At 73.3% G+C, this 14112-nt stretch carries 16 protein-coding genes; 7 read left to right on the top strand and 9 right to left on the bottom strand.

All coding sequences use genetic code 11. The features are described from left to right. Positions 1-273: 273 nt before the first annotated feature. A complete protein-coding gene (locus tag ACZ516_RS19725; protein ID WP_469011219.1) occupies positions 274-1152 on the bottom strand; it encodes a hypothetical protein in 879 nt (292 codons plus the stop codon). A 145-nt stretch (positions 1153-1297) separates the two neighbouring features. Between ACZ516_RS19725 and ACZ516_RS19720 the strand changes: the two genes are divergently transcribed. Both ACZ516_RS19720 and ACZ516_RS19715 read left to right on the top strand, forming a co-directional pair. Next, positions 1298-1762, top strand: coding sequence for an SH3 domain-containing protein (locus tag ACZ516_RS19720; protein ID WP_469011218.1), 465 nt, complete (start codon positions 1298-1300; stop codon positions 1760-1762). A gap of 68 nt (positions 1763-1830) precedes the next feature. Then, on the top strand, positions 1831-2253 hold the full coding sequence (locus ACZ516_RS19715; RefSeq protein WP_358583035.1) for a hypothetical protein: 423 nt from the start codon (positions 1831-1833) through the stop codon (positions 2251-2253). Here the strand turns inward: ACZ516_RS19715 and ACZ516_RS19710 are convergent. Together ACZ516_RS19710 and ACZ516_RS19705 are read right to left on the bottom strand one after the other, a co-directional pair. After that, positions 2238-3650, bottom strand: coding sequence for an MFS transporter (locus ACZ516_RS19710; protein WP_469011217.1), 1413 nt, complete (start codon positions 3648-3650; stop codon positions 2238-2240). The genes ACZ516_RS19715 and ACZ516_RS19710 overlap by 16 nt on opposite strands. 77 nt (positions 3651-3727) lie before the next feature. Next, positions 3728-4999, bottom strand: a complete 1272-nt coding sequence (locus tag ACZ516_RS19705) for an SGNH/GDSL hydrolase family protein (RefSeq protein WP_469011216.1) — start codon at positions 4997-4999, stop codon at positions 3728-3730. Between the two features lie 184 nt (positions 5000-5183). On the opposite strand from ACZ516_RS19705, the gene ACZ516_RS19700 reads away from it, so the two are divergent. Beyond that, positions 5184-6104: a LysR family transcriptional regulator gene (locus ACZ516_RS19700; protein ID WP_469011215.1), complete on the top strand. Its 921-nt coding sequence runs from the start codon at positions 5184-5186 to the stop codon at positions 6102-6104. A gap of 173 nt (positions 6105-6277) precedes the next feature. Here ACZ516_RS19700 and ACZ516_RS19695 read toward each other — a convergent pair whose 3' ends face one another. Continuing rightward, positions 6278-6712 carry a DUF7144 family membrane protein gene (locus ACZ516_RS19695; protein ID WP_358583027.1) on the bottom strand — a complete coding sequence of 145 codons (435 nt, stop codon included), beginning with the start codon at positions 6710-6712 and terminating at the stop codon, positions 6278-6280. Positions 6713-6902: 190 nt separating this feature from the next. On the opposite strand from ACZ516_RS19695, the gene ACZ516_RS19690 reads away from it, so the two are divergent. Together ACZ516_RS19690 and ACZ516_RS19685 are read left to right on the top strand one after the other, a co-directional pair. After that, positions 6903-7751: a helix-turn-helix domain-containing protein gene (locus ACZ516_RS19690; RefSeq protein ID WP_469011214.1), complete on the top strand. Its 849-nt coding sequence runs from the start codon at positions 6903-6905 to the stop codon at positions 7749-7751. Continuing rightward, positions 7711-8079, top strand: coding sequence for a DUF397 domain-containing protein (locus ACZ516_RS19685; protein WP_469011213.1), 369 nt, complete (start codon positions 7711-7713; stop codon positions 8077-8079). The genes ACZ516_RS19690 and ACZ516_RS19685 overlap by 41 nt, the downstream gene beginning before the upstream one ends. Here the strand turns inward: ACZ516_RS19685 and ACZ516_RS19680 are convergent. The 3 genes from ACZ516_RS19680 to ACZ516_RS19670 form a co-directional block, all read right to left on the bottom strand. Beyond that, positions 8048-9001: an SGNH/GDSL hydrolase family protein gene (locus ACZ516_RS19680; protein ID WP_469011212.1), complete on the bottom strand. Its 954-nt coding sequence runs from the start codon at positions 8999-9001 to the stop codon at positions 8048-8050. The two genes, ACZ516_RS19685 and ACZ516_RS19680, sit on opposite strands and share 32 nt — an antisense overlap. A gap of 87 nt (positions 9002-9088) precedes the next feature. Beyond that, on the bottom strand, positions 9089-10309 hold the full coding sequence (locus tag ACZ516_RS19675; protein ID WP_469011211.1) for an abortive phage infection protein: 1221 nt from the start codon (positions 10307-10309) through the stop codon (positions 9089-9091). 136 nt (positions 10310-10445) lie between these two features. After that, the gene (locus tag ACZ516_RS19670; RefSeq protein ID WP_358699940.1) at positions 10446-10811 is read right to left on the bottom strand and encodes a PH domain-containing protein; all 366 of its coding nucleotides are present in this window, start codon (positions 10809-10811) and stop codon (positions 10446-10448) included. A gap of 202 nt (positions 10812-11013) precedes the next feature. Here ACZ516_RS19670 and ACZ516_RS19665 point away from each other — a divergent pair, with 202 nt between their 5' ends. Next, positions 11014-11208, top strand: a complete 195-nt coding sequence (locus tag ACZ516_RS19665) for a hypothetical protein (RefSeq protein ID WP_469011210.1) — start codon at positions 11014-11016, stop codon at positions 11206-11208. Positions 11209-11238: 30 nt separating this feature from the next. Here ACZ516_RS19665 and ACZ516_RS19660 read toward each other — a convergent pair whose 3' ends face one another. After that, on the bottom strand, positions 11239-12123 hold the full coding sequence (locus ACZ516_RS19660) for an NAD(P)H-dependent oxidoreductase (protein WP_469011209.1): 885 nt from the start codon (positions 12121-12123) through the stop codon (positions 11239-11241). Between the two features lie 134 nt (positions 12124-12257). Here ACZ516_RS19660 and ACZ516_RS19655 point away from each other — a divergent pair, with 134 nt between their 5' ends. Beyond that, entirely contained in the window at positions 12258-13388 is a 1131-nt protein-coding gene (locus ACZ516_RS19655) for an MmyB family transcriptional regulator (protein ID WP_469011208.1), read from the top strand. On the opposite strand, the gene ACZ516_RS19650 is transcribed toward ACZ516_RS19655, so the two are convergent. Continuing rightward, positions 13346-14080, bottom strand: a complete 735-nt coding sequence (locus ACZ516_RS19650) for a DUF4232 domain-containing protein (protein WP_469011207.1) — start codon at positions 14078-14080, stop codon at positions 13346-13348. The two genes, ACZ516_RS19655 and ACZ516_RS19650, sit on opposite strands and share 43 nt — an antisense overlap. Positions 14081-14112: the final 32 nt, after the last annotated feature.

Genomic DNA, 14112 nt, shown 5'->3' with positions numbered 1-14112 from the left:
CCCTCCAGGGGCGCGGGGAACTGCGCGAGAACCACAGCGCAGCCGCAGGTAAAAGACGGGTCGAGCCACCCCTCCAGGGGCGCGGGGAACTGCGCGAGAACCACAGCGCAGCCGCAGGTAAAAGACGGGTCGAGCCACCCCTCCAGGGGCGCGGGGAACTGCGCGAAAACCACAGCGAAGCCGCAGGCAATAGACGGGTCGGGCCACCCCTCCAGGGGCGCGGGGAACTGCGCGAGAACCACAGCGAAGCCGCAGGCGAAAGGCGGGGCCCTGTCAGGGGGCCTGCGCGACACTCACCCGCCTGCGCGTCGCTGACGGAAGGCGGGGGAGCCGGGGGGACAGCCACCCCCCGACCCCCACCAGCACCCCCACCCCCACCACCGCCCAAGAAGACCTCCGCAGGGACGCCGTCAGCGCGTCGTACACCGCCCCCGCCGCCCCCCGCGAAACATCCGACGGAAGGTCACCGAGCGTCAACCCCCGCCCCACCGCCACGCCCCCCAGCAACAGCCCCGCCGCGAGCCCCGCGCCCAGCGCCATGGCGATGACCGCCCGTCGCCGCGACAGGGCGAGCAGGACACCGGCGACCGCGAGGACGACCGCGCCGGCCGGCACCCACGGCCCCGCCCCCCGCAGCACCGTGAAGACCTGCCGCAGCCACCCGAGGTCGTCGGAGGACCGCAGCACCGTGACCTCGGCGTGCCGCACGGGAATCCGCGAGGCGAACGGCACCCCGTCGTCCGAGAGCTGCCGCTTGATCCGCTGCGTGATGGGCGCGAGGTCGATGGTGACGGCCCCGTCGGCGTCGCCCCGGGCCCGCCGCACGGCGTCGTACGCGGCCCGGTTCGCCGCCTCCCAGGCGGTCCGGTAGGCCGCGGTCCCGGTGAAGGACCCCGCCGCGTCCCGTACGAACGTCGTGACCGTGCCCTGGAGCGGCCCCACGTCGACCTCCGCCATGACCGCGCCGGTGACCGCGTCCGCGACCGCGGCCCGCACCGCGGGGTCGGAGGCGAGCGGCGCCATGGTGGCGACGTAGTTGTCCTCGTCCCCGATCTCGTACCGCGTCCAGGTGGAGAGCGCGCCGAGGGGGACGAGGAGGCAGGCGAGGACGAGGAGGACGGCGGACAGGGGACTGCGGACGCTGCGGGGCACGCCTTCCAGGCAAGGCCCCACCTCTGAGGGGCGCGAGCGGTGCGACTGCATATGGGGCAACGGCGTCAGCCCCCGGGGCCGACCGTTCCGGTGGAGCACTCGGCCGAACGGGTGTTTCCTGGATGAGGGGACGAGGAGGCTGATCATGCGAATCGCTCTGACTCTGGGGGCGGCCTGCGCGGCAGCCGTACTGACCGCCGGAACCGCCGCGACTGCCGCCACCGCCGCGACCGCCGCCACCGCGGAAGCAGCCGTCACCGTCACGACGGCGCCCGCCACGAACCCCGCGCACCACGACGGCGGAGTCATCTGGGGCACCGTCGTCTCCGGACCCGACCTGAAGGTCCGCGACGAGCCGAACACCGGCGGCCGGATCGTGGAGAAGCTGCCGCCCGGCAGTCAGGACCGCGTCGAGTGCGCCACGCACGGCACGGTCGTGCACGGGAACCCCGACTGGTACTGGCTGACCGGCGCCCGTGGCTGGGTGAGCGCGGCGTACGTCGACACCGGTGGCCGCCACGTACCGAGCTGCTCCGCCCCCGAGGACCCGTGCCCGCAGTGGCGCGACCGGGACTGCCACCACGACCCGTGCGTGAACCGCGACCACTGACGCGCGCGTACGCACGTACGTGCGCGCCCCCAGCCCCGCAGACACCCCGCACGTAGAAGGGAACCGTCATGGCACACGCCGCTCCCCTCCGCCCGACGCGCCGACCGGGCCACTCGGGCCGCTCGGGCCGCTCCAGGGCGGCCACGACCCCCACCGCCCGCTGGGCGGGCCTCGCCCTGCTCATGGGCGTCGTCTACGGCCTGTGGGCCTGTGCGATCGACCGCGACGGAGGACCGATCACGACGGGGAACGTCCTGCTCGGCGTGGTCACGGGCCTCGTCTTCGCCGCGCTGATGTTCGCCGTGCACCGGATGGCACACGCACTGCCCCGCGAACTGCGCTCCCTGTCCTGGGCGGTGTTCGCGGGAGTCACGTTCGGCTTCCTGTGCAGCCTGGGCGGAGTGGGCGTGCTGCGGTGCACGGTGCTGGCGCTGCTGATCGCCGGAGGGGTCTTCGCGGTGACGTTCTACCGCTACTACACGACCGAGTGACCGGCGGCGCCCGACCGCTCCGCCCGCCCCAACCGGTACGCGGCCACCAGCGACGCCGCGAGGACCAGCGCCGCGTTCACCGCGACCGCCGCGCCCACCCCGGAGAGCACCGCCCCCGGCGAGGCACCCGCACCGGAGCCGCTCCCCGTCCGGGTGGCGACGATCGCGCTCATCACCGGGATGCCGAGGGTGATGCCGACCTGCTGGGTCATCGTGGCGAGCCCGGTCGCGAGGCCCTGCTGGGAGTCCGGCAGCCCGGACGTGGCGGTGACCATGAAGGCGACGATCAGCAGCATGTTGCCGACACCGCCGACGAAGGTCGCCGCCAGCAGCAGCCAGATCCAGCCGCCGGAGGTGCCGAGCGCGACGAGGGAGACGGTGGCGGCGGCCTGGACCGCGCCGCCGCCGAGGATCGTGGCCCGGCCCCCGAACCGGCTCACCACCCGCCCGCCGAGCAGCCCGCCGGCCACCGTGCCGAGGCCGAGCACGCCGAAGGCGAGTCCGGTGGCGAGGGCGGAGTGGCCGAGGACCCGCTGGAGGTAGAGCGTCAGGAGGAACACCAGCGAGGTCTCCGTGGCGAAGGCGACGAGGCCCGTCGCGTTGCCCCAGACGACCGTGGGGCGCCGCATGATGCGTACGGGGACCAGGGGCGCGGCCGAGCGGCGCTCCACGCACCAGAAGGCGACGAGCAGTACCGCCCCCGCGCTCAGCGCGGCGAGGGCCACGGAGTCGCCCCAGCCGCTCTCGCCGGCCCGCGTCAGCCCGTACACGAGGGCGAGCAGGCCGCCGGTGACGGTCACCGCGCCGGGCACGTCGAGCCGGTGCCGGCACACGATGCGCGAGTCGGTGAGGAGGGCGGGCGCGAGGGCGACGACGGCCGCCGCCACCGGCACGTTGACGAGGAACGCCCAGCGCCAGGAGAGCAGGTCGGTCAGGAGCCCCCCGAGGAGCGCGCCGGTGGTGAAACCGGCGGACATCAGCGCGCCGTTGAGCCCGAGCGCCCGGTCCCGCTGGGGCCCCTCCCGGAACGCCGTGGTGAGCAGCGCGAGCCCGGCGGGGGTGACGGCCGCCGTGGCGAGGCCCTGCAACACCCGGGCGGCGAGCAGGACTTCGGGGGAGCCGGCGAGGCCGCCGAGTGCCGAGGAGAGGCCGAGGAGCGCCATGCCGCCGATGAAGAGCCGCTTGCGCCCGAAGAGGTCGGCCACCCGCCCGAACAGCAGGGTGAAGCCGGCCGCCGCGAGGGCGAAGGCGGTGGCGACCCACTGGAGGTGGGCGAGGGAGAAGCCGAGCCCCGCCCCGACGGCGGGGAGGGCGACGTTCAGGATGGAGAAGTCCACGGCGACCATGAACTGCGAGCCGAGCAGCAGGACGAGCACGAGCCGCTGCCGCCGGGTCATGCCCCCCTCCTCCCGTCTGCCCCCGCCCACGGACAACGCCCCCTCACCGACACCGACGCCGACACCCGTACCGGCGCTCACAGCTCCCCCAGCTCGGCCGCACGCGCCATGGCCCGGTAACCGGCGTCGTTCGGGTGCAGGTGGTCGCCGCTGTCGTACTTCGGGGCGATCCGCTCGGGGTCGCCCGGGTCGGCGAGCGCCTTGTCGAGGTCGACGTACGCGTCGTACTCGCCGGACGTACGCACCCAGGTGTTGAACGCGTCGCTCACGGCGGCGGCGTGCGGCCCGTAGTGGTCGGAGCCGCCGAGCGGCAGCAGGGTCGCCCCGACGGCCTTCACGCCCTTGGCGTGGGCGGCGCGGATCAGCTCGCGGTGGCCGTCGATGAGCTGCCGGGCGGAGACGGTCGGGGCGGGCTTGTAGGTGGGCTTGTCGGTCTCGCTGAAGCCGATGTCGTTGACGCCTTCGAGGACGAGGACGGTGCCGACGCCGGGCAGGTCGAGGGCGTCCCGCCGGAACCGGCCGAGGCCCTTGTCGCCGTACCAGGCGGAGTCGTTGAGGACCATGTTGCCGCCGATGCCGGAGTTGACGACGGGCCGCTGGTCGCCCGCCTCGGTGAGGCGTTCGGCGAGGGCGTCGGACCAGCGGCGGTTCCGGTCGGTGGTGGAGGCGAAGCCGTCGGTGATGGAGTCGCCGAAGAGGACGACGCCGTCGCGCCGGGCGGGCCCGGGACCGCTGACGTCCACGCCGGCGAGGTAGTACCAGGACTCGGTCGACTCGCCGAAGGCCTCGCCGCCCGCGTCGGCGGCGTGGTCGCCGTCCGCGCGGTAGCTGGTGGCGAAGGACTGCGCGTGGAAGGTGGCGGGCCCGGTCGTGCCCGCGAGGTGGAGGGTGACGGTGACGGACTCGAAGGGGTCGAGCCGCAACCCGGCCGCGTCGCTGGCCAGTTGACCGCCTGCGGGCACGGACGCGGAGCGTTTCCCGTCGAAGGTGAGCCGCCGCACCGAGCCCTTGTCGACGGCCGCTCCCTTCGTCGTACGGGCGACGGTGGCGCTCGCTATATGCAGCGGCGAGGCGCCGTACGCGTTGGAGAGCCGGATGCGGGCCCTGGTGCCGCCCTCGGTGACGCGGACGACCTGGCGCAGGGTCTGGCCGTCGAATCCGGCCTCCGACCAGTTGGCCTTGAACCCGGCGCTGGGCCGCTGCGGGGAGGCCGCCCAGGCGGCGCTCCACCCGGCGGCCTGGCCGCTCGTGGCGGGCGCGGTGGCGGGGGCGTGGGCGGTGGCGTGGGCGCCGGTCAGGACGGCCCCGGCGGTCAGCGCGAGGGCGGCGGCGGTGGCGACGGCGGTCATACGGGCACGCGAAATCATGGCGATCTCCGGGGTGTTGGGAGGAGGGGACCCGGTCCGGCACCGCGCCGGACCGACACCCCAAAGATCCGCCGACCGTGATCGCCCATCAAGGGCGATCCATGGAACGATCAACGCGCCTGCGCTTATCGACGCAGGTCACAGGGGGTACAGGGGTTATGGGGGCATGGGGGACATGATGGAACGGCAGGAGCTGGAGACCTTCTTGACGCTGGCTGAGGAGCTGCACTTCGGCCGCACCGCCGAACGCCTGCTGCTCTCCCAGGCCCGCGTGAGCCAGACGCTGAAGAAACTGGAGCGCAAGATCGGCGCCCCCCTCTTCGAACGCACCAGCCGAGTCGTGCGGATGTCACCGCTGGGACGGCAGTTGTACGAGGATGTGGCGCCGCTGCACGCCCAGCTGGAGGCGGCCCTGGCGCGCGCGAAGGACGCCGCGCGGGGCGTCGAGGGCGAGCTGAACGTCGGGTTCCTCGGCTCGGGCGCGGGTTCGCTGACCGCGCCGATCCTCGCGGCGTTCCGCGAGCGCTGCCCGGGGTGCGCGGTGACCATGCGGGAGACGCAGTTCAAGGACCCGCTGGGCGCGCTGCGCGGCGGCGACGTCGACCTGCTCTTCACCTGCCTGCCCGTGCGGGAACCGGACCTCGCGGTCGGCCCCGTCGTCATCGAGGAACCCCGGCTCCTCGCCATGCCGCTGGGCCACCCGCTCGCCGGGCGGACCTCGGTCTCCCTGGAGGAGATGGCGGGCGAGACGTTCTTCGGCGTCGTCAACGGTGCGCCCGCGTACTGGTGGGACTTCCACGTACCGCCGCGCACGCCGAGCGGCCGGGAGATCCGCCGGGGGCAGGCGGTCGCCTCGTTCCAGGAACTGATGACGCTGGTCGCGACCGGGCAGGGGATCTCGCCGGTGGTCGCCTCCGTGGAGCGGTACTACGCCCGCCCCGACGTCACCTTCGTGCCCCTACGGGATGTCCCGCCGGCGGAGGTGGCCCTGATCCACCGGACCGGCACGACGAGTGCCCGCGTGGACGCGTTCGTCCGGACCGTCGCGGATGTCGTCGCCGGGAACGGAGGGCCCGCGCGGTTCTAGGGCGTGTTTCGAAAGTAGCGTCGTCCGCCCGCAGGGCGGGCCTGGCGGCGTCTGGTGCGTGCGATCGCAAGGCGGAGGGGCGCCCCGATACTGGTTGTATCGGGGCGATCCCGACAACGCCGCGAGCGTGCGTGCCAGGCGTCGCCAGGCAGACGGGACTTTCGAAACATGCCCTAGGGACCGGCGCTGTCCGGGCGGTCCGTGCACAGCGCCCAGATCACGAAGACGCCGAGCGCGATCGAGATCAGCGCCCACAACGGCGTGTACGGCAGCCACAGGAACTGAGCGACGATGCCGAGCGCCGCCAGTGCCACGCCCGCCGCCTTCGCCCAGCTCGCGCCGGTCAGGATGCCCCAGCCGACGACGGCGATGACGATGCCGAGCACCAGGTGGATCCAGCCCCACGTGGTCAGGTTGAACTTGTACACGTAGTCGCCGATGCGTTCGTACACGTCGTCCTTGGCGATGCCCGCGATCCCGGCGAACACGCCGAGCAAGCCGTTCACCAGCATCAGCACACCGGCGAACACCGTGCCGCCGGTCGTCCACACCGCTTTCTGGCCGCCGCCGCGATGGTCCGGCTTCCCGTGGTCGGTCACGCTGCTCATGGCCACCCCACCTCTCGCTGTCGGGACCCACAGCGTGTGCCGGGCCCCCGGGCGCGGCGACCGGACGTACTCCGAACGAGTGACCCGGAGGTTTGTGGATTCCCGCCACTCGGCCGGAGCGGCGTGGTTACGCTGGGCGACAGCGTCAGTACGCCGTGTCCGTGCGTTCGAGCCCGGGGGAGTCCGTCCCATGGTCCACAACACCGAACTCGACCCCAGCGCGTCGCCGCTGGACTACTACGGCGCGGAACTGCGCCGCCTGCGCCAGTCCGCAGACCTCACACAGGCGGAGCTGGGCGGGTGCCTCTTTTGCACGGGCTCGCTGGTCGGCCAGATCGAGACTGCGAGGAGGGTCCCCACCAGGGACTTCTCAGAACGGGCAGACGCCGTGCTGGACACGGACGGCCACTTTTCCAGGCTCGTGAGCCTCGTCCTGCGCAGCCAGTTGCCCCACTGGTTCCAGGCATTCGCCGAGATGGAGGCCAAGGCTCGCTACCTCTCCACGTACCAGGCGCAGTTGGTATACGGCCTGATGCAGACGGAGGCGTACGCGCGAGCGGTGCTCGCAACGGGTGCTCCGGACCGACTCGATGAATTGGTCGCGGCACGGATGGATCGTCAACGGGTTCTGGAGCGGGAGCACCCCCCACTGCTGCTCGTGACCCTCGACGAGGCTGTGTTGCACCGGGAGGTCGGTGGTCGCGACGTCATGCGGGAACAACTCGCCCACCTGCTCCGGATTGCGGAGCGTCGCTGGGTCCAACTCCAGGTCCTACCTGACTCCGCTGGTGAACACGCCGGTATGGTCGGCTCGTTCACAGCACTGCGCTTCGCCGATGACCCGGAACTGGTCTATACGGAAGACCTCATCTCCGGCCACATGACAGCCAACCCGGAAACCGTGCGCGAAGCTGCCCGCCGTTACGCTAACTTGCAGGCCGCCGCCCTCTCGGAGGGCAAATCGGCGGAGCTGATCAGCCGCGTGATGGAGGAACGTTATGGCGACCAGTCAGGATACGAGCGACGCGCGCTGGCGTAAGTCGAGTTACAGCGGCAACACGGGGGGCGAGTGCATCGAGTGCGCCCCCCTCGATGGCGCGGCGTGGCGTAAGTCGTCGCACAGCGGCAGCAACGGCGGCGACTGCGTGGAATGCTCCCCCCTCGGCAACGAGGCCTGGCGTAAGTCGACATACAGCGGCAACACAGGAGGCGACTGCCTCGAATTCGCTGCCGCCCAGTGCAACGGCACCGTAGCCATACGGGACAGCAAGAACCCCGGGGGCCCCGCCCTCACCATCGCGACCCCCGCGTTCACGCGATTCGTGGGCGCCGCCGCTAACGGAGATCTGCCGCGACCCGCGAGGTAATCGCGGAGGCCATGCGGCGGACGCCCGGCGACCGCGTCGGGCAGGGCCGGGACTTGGGCGTGGTCGGCGCCAGACAGAAGTGCAGGTAGTCGTCGCCCCGATGGAGCGCGGTGCGGCCACGCGCCGGGTCGGTGCAGTACGCGGGGTGCTTCACCTCGTACGAGGTGCACGGCAGCGTCCCGGCCCACGTGTACCGCGAGGAGGCCGGGGCGACGGCCTTGCCCGCGTCGGCGAGGAGCCCGCCGCCCGCGCGGACCTGCGCCTCGTAGAGGCCGTTGACGCGGCGCACGCGGTCGGGCGTGATCGGGTCGGGGCCCTGGAGGACCCACACGACGCGGGGCCGCCCGCTCCCGCCGCCGGCGGAGTCGATCTGCGCGGCGAGCGCACGCGCGTCCGCCGCGTACCGGTCGAAGTACTTCTCGCGGGCCTTGGCGTACGTGATGCCGTCCATGCACGGCGTGTAGCCCCACGCGTTGCCCCAGAACTGGAGCACCACGTAGTCGGGCCGCTCGGCGCGGACCAGGGCGGCGGCCTTGTCCCGGTCGGGGACGAGGGAGTCCTTGCCGGTGCCTTCGAGGTAGTCGCAGAGGGTGGTGCCCGAGTAGGGGGCGCTGCGGTAGCGGGCGCCGAGGCGGTCCTTGAGCAGGGCGCCGAGGACGTCCTGGTTCTCCATGGCGAGGGAGTCGCCGAGATAGAGCACCTTCGGGGCCTTGCGCCGGGGTTTCGCGGCGGCGCCCCGACGGGGAGCGGGGGCCGGGTCACCGGCGTCGGAGGGCTCGGCGTGGGCGGAGCGCCCGGGGTTCTCGGGGAGGGGCGCGGCGGCCCGCGTCTCGCCGCCGGACCCGGGGTCCCCGCACCCGGCCAGCAGCAGCGCGCCCGCCAGCACCGCCGCACCCACACCCGTGCCCCACAGCCTTCGCACCCGCGACTCCCGCCCCAGACAGCCGAAACGGCCCTCAGGCAAGCACACGGGCGAGACCGGTGGAAGGCGTCGGCCCGCCAAGTACGGTCAGCTGCGCGCGGCCGGTTCCGTCCGCTGGGCGCGTTCGGCGCGTTCGGCGCGCGCGAAGTGGCGTGCCAGCGCGTGGAAGGACTCCTTCGGCTCCCAGTGCCAGCGCGAGCCGGGGTCGTCCGGGTGATCCCGCAGGGACTTGGTGATGCTGTAGCCCGCCATGTCGAGGTCGTGGAGTCGGTCGGGGTGGTGCGGGGAGTCGGGGGCGACGAAGGTGTAGACGAGGGCGGCGTGCAGCGCCATGGACTCGAAGGCGCCGAAGACGTCCAGGAGGTACGCGGCCTGCGTGCCCTCGCTGCGCTTCAGGTCCCCGATGATCTCCGGGGGCTCCTTGGTGTAGTCCACGACGTCGTGCCAGCCCATGCCGCCGCGCTCGGGCGCGCCCTCGTACGTGCACGTGCCGCACTCGGTGATCGCCACGGGCTTGCCCCAACGCCCGTACGGGGTGAGTTCCTTGACGTAGGCGGCGCGGTCGCGGTGGTAGGCGTAGTAGTTGACGCTGACGATGTCGAAGAGGGACCAGTCGACGTCGTCGTCCTGCGCGGCGCCGTAGGTGAGCGGTCCGTGGAAGACGGAACGGCCGACCCGGGCGGCCCGCGCGATGAACTCACGCAGCTTGCGGACCATGTGCGCGGGGTCGTAGTTGCCCTTGAGGATGTTGTCGACGCGCTCCAGGGCGTTGGCGCCGGGCACGATCCCGGGCACGTACAGCAGGAACTCGCAGCCCACGCTGAGGTACACGCGCGCGCCCTGCCGGCGCAGGCGTTCCGCGTGGCGGCCGGTCTCCGCGAGGTGGTCGAGGATGTCCCGCTCCGGTACGTCGCCGAGGCGCGGCTGGAGCCAGACGTGCAGACCTCGTTCGGCGGCCTCGGTGGCGGTGGCGGCGAGGCGCTGGACGCCGTTGCCGAAGACGGAGACGGTGTTGGCGTGCAGGTCCTCGCGGATCGCCCGCAGGTCGGCGCGCATGCGGGGGGCAGTCCAGCGGGTGGCGCGGGACTCGCCGTCGCCGACCTCGTAGCAGACGCCCCGGTAGGTGAGACCGCGCGGCTTCGTGGCGGGGGCGGCGGGTGTCGCCGGGGTAGCGGGTGTTGCCGGTGGGGCCGTTCCGGTGGCCGCGCGGGCCGGGCGGGTGGTGACCGTGGCGGCCAGCGCGCCGCCGGCCGCCACCGCCCCCGCCGCCGTGATGAACCGGGCCCTGCTGATCGCTTCGTTCCGCACTGTGCCTCCCGTGGTGTCGGGCCACCAGCCTGGCGGCCCGCCCCCACGCCGCCCTACGGCCGAAGGTCTATCGCCCGTCGCCGAAGGGCTGCCCGCGACGGTCCATGCGTCGCGGGACCGTCGCGGAAGCGCCGTACTAGCGCGCCACGAACTGCGTCAGGATCGCCTGGACCTCGTAGATGTCGACGCCCTTGGTGAACGTCTTCTGGAGCGGCGTCGGGCTGCCGGAGATCCAGATCTTCAGCTCCGCGTCGAGGTCGAAGTGCCCGGCCGTCTCCACGGAGAAGTGCGTGATGCTGCGGTACGGCACCGAGTGGTACTCGACCTTCTTGCCCGTTATCCCCTGCTTGTCGACCATGATCAGCCGACGGTCGGTGAACAGCATCGTGTCGCGGATCAGCAGGTACGCGGCGTGCACCTGCTCACCGTGACCGAGCAGCCGCGCGTACTCGCCCTGCGCCTTGGACGGATCGACGGTGTGCGCGTTGCCGAAAAGTGCCATGTGTGGCCCCCCACTGTGTGGACCCACCAGCCGGTGGGTCTGCCTTGCCCAAACCCTAACCGGGGCCCGGCCGGGGCCCGGCGGAAGTCTCGTACCCCCGTTCGAACGCCTCGGTGAAGCTCTGCCCACGGCTTAGCGGCGGGTCTGCGATGATCAGGGCCCGTACGAACGGGCCTGCGAAGGTCCCGGCCAGGTGGGTGGGATGGCGATGATGATGTTGCTGCTCGGCGCGGGGGCGCTGATCGCGGCGGCGGGGCTCGGCGCCGTCGTGTGGGCGGCGCGGGGCGGCCCGCGCTGGGTCCACGGGGTGGCCCGGGCCACGACCGTGGCGGCGGAACTGGCCGCCACGGCCCGGAAGAGGAGCCACCGGGGCGGCGGTTACCACTCCGGGGAGTAGCCGGCTCCGGTGAGTTGATCGGCCCGAGCCCTACGACCCCGTGGACGCGCCGCCGACACGCATACCGGCACCGGCACCGGCGCCGTCACCGGCGCTGACGCGGTCACCCGTTTCGTCGTTGCGGCCGTCCTCCCGGCGGTGGAGGGCGAGGCCACCGGCCGCACCCGGCGCCTCCACCTCCGGCAGCAGCCGCATGTCGTGGTCGTAGTCGCCGCCGGTCAGCGAGCGGAAGGGGACCGGGGCGTCCGTGAAGAGGCCGTCGAGGCGCTCCGCGTACGCCCGCCGCGCCGCCGCGAACCGCTCCTCGGACAGGACGTTGGCGTCGTAGAGCGCGAACGGCGGGAGCGGGGCCATGCCGGTGAACCAGAACAGCCCGTGCTGGAGCGGGAACAGCACGTCCGCCAGTTCCCCGTGGATGCCCCGGTCCGAGAACGCCGTCTCCCGGGCCCCCGCCGTCACCGAGACCAGCGCCCGCCGCCCCCCGAGCACTCCTTCGCCGTAGGGCGGCGGCAGGGTGGGACCGTAGGCGAAGCCGGCCGTGAACACCCGGTCGATCCAGCCCTTCAGGATCGCGGGCGCGCCGAACCACCACAGCGGGAACTGCAACACCACCGCGTCCGCCCAGCGCACCTTCTCCTGCTCGGCCACGACGTCGGGCGTCAGCCGCCCCGCCAGGGTCGCCTCCTGCGAGGCGGCCATCACCCGCAGCCGCGCGCCGTCGGCGTCCTCTGCGGGGCCGCCGTCCGGGAAGTCGTCGGCGTCGACCGCGGCCTTCCACTTCATCGCGTACAGATCGGACACCCGCACCTCGTGCCCGGCGGCCCGCAGATGCCCGACCGCGAAGGCGGCCAGGGCGGAGGTGAGGGAGCGGGGGTCGGGGTGGGCGCTGACGACGAGAACCTTCTTGGCGTTCATGCCGCCACGCTCTCCCGCACGCGCCCGGCCAACCAGCCCTCTGTCCGTGGCGGGAACCCGGTTCCTGGTACTGCCGGACCCCCCATCGCCCCGCTCGGGCCCCGTCTCCCGCCGGGCTGCCCATACTTGGGGACATGAGCGACGACGATGACGACCGGGGTGCGGGCCCCGGCCGGACCGCCACCGGCGTCACGGTTGGCTCCGGTACGAGTGCCGGGACCGGCGTCACGGTTGGCTCCGGCAGGAGTGCCGGCACCGGCGTCACGGTTGACTCCGGTACGAGTGCCGGCACCGGCGTCACGGTTGGCTCCGGTACGACTGCCGGCACCGGCGTTACCGGCGCCACCCCCGGTGACCGGGCCCTCGGGGACTTCCTGCGGGCCCGCCGTTCCCGGGTCGCGCCCGAGCACGTCGGGCTGCCCGCGGGGCCCCGCCGCCGGGTGCGCGGGCTGCGGCGCGAGGAGTTGGCCCTGCTGGCCGGCATCAGCGCCGACTACTACGTACGTCTCGAACAGGGCCGCGCCACCCAGCCCTCCCCCGAAGTGCTCGACGCCCTCGCCCAGGCGCTCGCCCTGGACACGGCGGAGCGCACGCACCTCACCACCCTCGCCGCCCGCACCGCCCTCCCCGCGGCCGAGCGCGGCCGACCCGCGCCACGCCCCCGCGTCAGCCCGCTGCTGCGCCGCGTCCTGGACGCCGTCGGCACCGGGTTCCCGGCCTTCGCGACCGACCACCGCCTGGACGTGGTCGCCTGGAACGCGCTCGGCGCCGAGCTGCTCGGCGGCCTGGCCGACCCCGCCCGGCGCGACCGCAACAACGCCCGGTTCCTCTTCCTGGACCCCGCCGCGAGGGACGTACACCCGGAGTGGACCGACCGCGCGGCGGAAGCCGTGGGCCAGCTGCGGGTGGCCGCCGGACGCCATCCGCACGACGCGCGACTGTCGGCGCTCATCGCCGAACTGGCCGCTCACAGCGCGGAGTTCCGCCGTATCTGGGACAGCGGCGAGGTGGTGATGTGCGCGGCCGGCCGCAAGCGGCTGCGCCACCCCGTGACCGGCGTCCTCACCCTGGACTTCGAATCCCTGCACGTACCGGCGGCCCCCGGGGAGACGGGCCTGGTGGTCCACGTGTTCGGCGCGGCGGAGGGGAGCGGGGAGGAGGCCGCGCTCGCCCGCCTCGCCGCGACGCTCGACGCCCGAGAGGCGCCGGCCCCGCCGACCGCTCAGAAGTCGTCGGCGCCGTTGCGCAGCTCGTACGTCCAGTAGCCGGTGGCCCACTTCGCCGGGTCCACGGCGACCCCGCCCGCGCCGGGCGCCCTGACGGCGCTCATGCCGCCGCCGCCCTGCAACGTCACGGAGAAGTCGGTGACCACCTCGGTGCTCTCGTCCCGCCCGCCGTCCGACAGCCTGACCAGGGCGTACGCCGGGGCTCCCGCCTTCAGCACGACGGGCGCGGCGGGCTTGCTCTTGGCGACCGGCGGCACGATCTCGCGGTGGCTCTCCAGGAACTGGATCTCCGGGTGCCCGGTCAGCTCGCAGGCGTGCCCGGAGGTGTTCTTGGCGGTCAGCACGAGGTGGGTGTAGGGCGGGCCGCCGTGGCGGGCGGCACTGAGGGAGACGTCCTTGGTGGTGCAGACGGGGGCGGTGGCGCGCGAGGCGGAGGAGGGGGCCCCGCCGGCCTTCGCACGGGCCCCGGAAGCGGCGGAAGCGCCGGAAACCCCTGAAGCACCGGAAGCACCGGAGGTGCCCGAAGCGCTGGGGGTCGCCCCCGACTTCCCGGCCTTGGACACCGAGACGGAAACGGTCTCGCCGGCCTCGCCCGCCCCCGAGGACTTCACCCCGGTGCCGCCCCCGCCACACGCACTGAGGGACAGCGCGAGCGCGGCCGCCCCGGCGGCGACGACGACGGCGGAACGGGCACGGGCACCGATGCGGGTGCGGCTGTGGAACGTGGGCATGGGATTCCCCCGAGAGCTAAGGATGACGACCG

The sequence above is a fragment of the Streptomyces sp. NPDC034037 genome (assembly GCF_055575715.1).
This window is presented reverse-complemented; position numbering and strand designations above follow the sequence as displayed.